The 2854-nt window shown below is 51.9% G+C and carries 4 protein-coding genes; 2 read left to right on the top strand and 2 right to left on the bottom strand.

Annotation, left to right across the window (positions count from 1 at the left end):
• Positions 1-380 precede the first annotated feature (380 nt).
• The gene (locus ACP7IZ_RS13630) at positions 381-950 is read left to right on the top strand and encodes a hypothetical protein (protein ID WP_426849700.1); all 570 of its coding nucleotides are present in this window, start codon (positions 381-383) and stop codon (positions 948-950) included.
• Between the two features lie 64 nt (positions 951-1014).
• On the opposite strand, the gene ACP7IZ_RS13635 is transcribed toward ACP7IZ_RS13630, so the two are convergent.
• Positions 1015-1293, bottom strand: a complete 279-nt coding sequence (locus tag ACP7IZ_RS13635; RefSeq protein WP_426849702.1) for a hypothetical protein — start codon at positions 1291-1293, stop codon at positions 1015-1017.
• Positions 1294-1295: 2 nt separating this feature from the next.
• Entirely contained in the window at positions 1296-1613 is a 318-nt protein-coding gene (locus ACP7IZ_RS13640; RefSeq protein WP_426849704.1) for a hypothetical protein, read from the bottom strand.
• A gap of 226 nt (positions 1614-1839) precedes the next feature.
• On the opposite strand from ACP7IZ_RS13640, the gene mobV reads away from it, so the two are divergent.
• Entirely contained in the window at positions 1840-2829 is a 990-nt protein-coding gene (gene mobV / locus ACP7IZ_RS13645; protein ID WP_426849706.1) for a MobV family relaxase, read from the top strand.
• The last annotated feature ends 25 nt before the right edge of the window (positions 2830-2854 follow it).

A 2854-nucleotide genomic window follows, 5' to 3' on the forward strand; every position in this document is an offset into this window, starting at 1 on the left:
AACAGGCGGTTGAGGCTCAACGGGAACGGGCCAGAGAAATCGGCCGGAATCGCTCACGGGAGAATAGCCGGGGGCGGGGGCGCTGACCGTCCCATTTGCTCCCCCTTCCTGAGCAAATACCCTCTTGCCCGGTTCTCCAATGCCGCACGTTTATGCCGTGCATAATTGCCCCCCCTTCTTGGCGTAAAAACCGCAGTTTTCCACCGAAAAAAGAGAGAGACCATAGAGAGAGATTTTATCTTATTTATATCTAGGGTTTGGCCGATCGAAGGTTTTCGTTGGGAAACCGCCAAAAATAGCTTGTCATTAGGTCGCACCACGTGCGACCATAAAGTCGCACAGTGTGCGACCTATTCGGCACTCATACAGAGGTTTCCCACATGCGGAATGTGACCCGTCTTAAGACCCTAAAAGATCGACTTCGTGAAGATCAGGCCGAACAGGTTCGCCAAGCCCTTCTGCCATTTTTCGACAATCCCGATTTTGACCACGATGCCCTTGGCCGGGTCATGGTCACCGTTCAACGCATCACCACACCAGCCCCCGGAACAACGGAGCCGTTTGTTATGATCCGTCCTGCACAGAACCGTGCTGTCACCCTATGGCTGATGAAAAACAGTAAGCGCCCCATGAAAGCCGTGGACGTCTGGACGCTTCTGTTTGACCACCTATTTCCGCATACCGGCCAGATCATGCTGACCCGCGAAGAAATCGCCGAAAAGGTCGGAATCAGGGTGAACGAAGTCACGGCCATCATGAATGAACTGGTGAAGTTCGGCGCAATCTTCTCCGAACGTGAAAAGGTGGCCGGTATGCGGGGGCCGGGTCTCGTCCGCTACTACATGAACCGTCATGTGGCAGAAGTTGGAAGCCGTGCCACACAAGAAGAACTAGCTCTAATTCCTAAACCGGGAGCCAAGCTAGAAGTCGTTCAGGGCGGCAAAGCTTAAGCAGGTTCAGCCGCTCGCTTCACACTAATGCACCACGAGCGGCTGAAAATGGCGCTTCTTTTCCTCAAATATGAGGGTGGCAGCTCTTAGCTTCGACCTGGCTGTCCAGAAATACCTGCGCATCTAATGAGCCAGGGAAATGGTAATTGGCAGCTTCTTCAAATGCAGCGACAAACAATGGATATTTTATCCAAGTTTTTTCTGCCAAATGAACTACCCAACCATAGAATCCATTCTCAATCTTCAAAAGCGTTCCTTTTGGGATTTGGTAAACATATGGTGCTCCTGGAGTTACAGACTCAAGCCCATAATTAGTTACTTCCCATTGATCATTTTTATACATTTTCATTTTCCAAAATTTACAAGACCATCTTCATTTATTTTCTTCCACCACACAGGCTTCTCAATGCTTGCTGACGGCTCAAAACAAACGAAATTGAAGTTACCAGACGCTTCGACAAACCATAATTGCCAGCCTTCTTTTTTCTCCCGACCAGAAAGAGCCTCATAAAAATACTGGTAGATTTCTTTCCAAAACGCCTCTCGTGCTCTGGCTGCGCCTAACCAGCGATAGAGATCACCCTCTCGAACTGTGCCAACCCCAGTTTCCACGACAGTGTGGAACAGGTTTCTCAAGTTAGCTTCATAGATATTTTCAGACATAACAATCTCACAAACTGATTTGAAAAGGACTTAACGGATCCGTTAAGTCCTTTTCAAATGATTTAATGACTATGTAAAGAGCTTTTTTTGTATTTTAGGGAGAATTTAAAATCCTTCTTGACGGGGAAGGGTCAAGGGATGGGGGCTTGCCTCCGCCCTGCTTACGACAATTTGCTTGCAAATTGTGTAGTAAGTCCACCTTTTGAAGAAAGGGGGCTGAAACACCATGTCAAAATTCGCCATTCTTCGGGTTCAGAAACTCAAATCGCCGAAGTCCGTCAGGGCGTCCATGAAGCACGCCTACCGAGAGCAGGATACGCCAAACGCTGACGCCACGAGAACGCCAGACAATGACCTGATCGGGCCGCAGAACGTCAAACAGGGCATGGTCGCGTTCGAGAAGGCGCTCCCTGAGAAGATCCGCAAGAACGCCGTCCAGTGCATCGAATACCTGGTCACGTCCTCACCTGGCGCGTTCGAGAACCGGAACGCTGACCAGGAGGCGTATCTGAACGAGGCGTTGCGCTGGATTCAGGAGCGACACGGCAAGGACAACGTGGTCGCTGCCATTATTCACCGGGACGAAAAAACTCCGCACCTGTCGGCCTACGTGGTGCCAAAAGACCCCGATACAGGCCGCCTGAATTGCCGCCGGTTCCTAGGTGGTGCCAAGGCCCTGAACGAGATGCAGACCGACTTTGCGCGAGTTGTGGGGCGCCCTGTCGGACTGGAACGCGGCATCGAGGGAAGCAAGGCCACCCATACCAAGCTGAAGACCTACTACGGGGCACTGGAACGGGATGCACCAGAGCACAAAAACCTCACCCCTGCCGACCTGAAGCCGCAAGTGCTCAAAAAGGGCATTTTCACCAGTGTTGTGGAAGATTCCGAGCAGGTAGCAAAGCGCATCAGCCAGACAATGCAGCAGCATTATGAACCAGCCATTCAGAGCGCCACAGTTGCCCGTACAGCGACCAAACGGGCCAAGGAAGACAGAGAGAGCCTGAAACAGCTTCAGACCCGTCTAGGGCCTCTTGTGAAGGTTCTGAGAGACATTCCGACGCAATACCGGGAGAAGGTTGTCGAGGGTTGTCTGAAACTGGCCCAACAACTACGCCAGAAACTCCAAGAACAGGCGGTTGAGGCTCAACGGGAACGGGCCAGAGAAATCGGCCGGAATCGCTCACGGGAGAATAGCCGGGGGCGGGGGCGCTGACCGTCCCATTTGCTCCCCCTTCCTG

This window comes from Acetobacter sp. AAB5 (assembly GCF_050106715.1).
In the GTDB taxonomy this organism is placed as follows: domain Bacteria; phylum Pseudomonadota; class Alphaproteobacteria; order Acetobacterales; family Acetobacteraceae; genus Acetobacter; species Acetobacter oryzifermentans.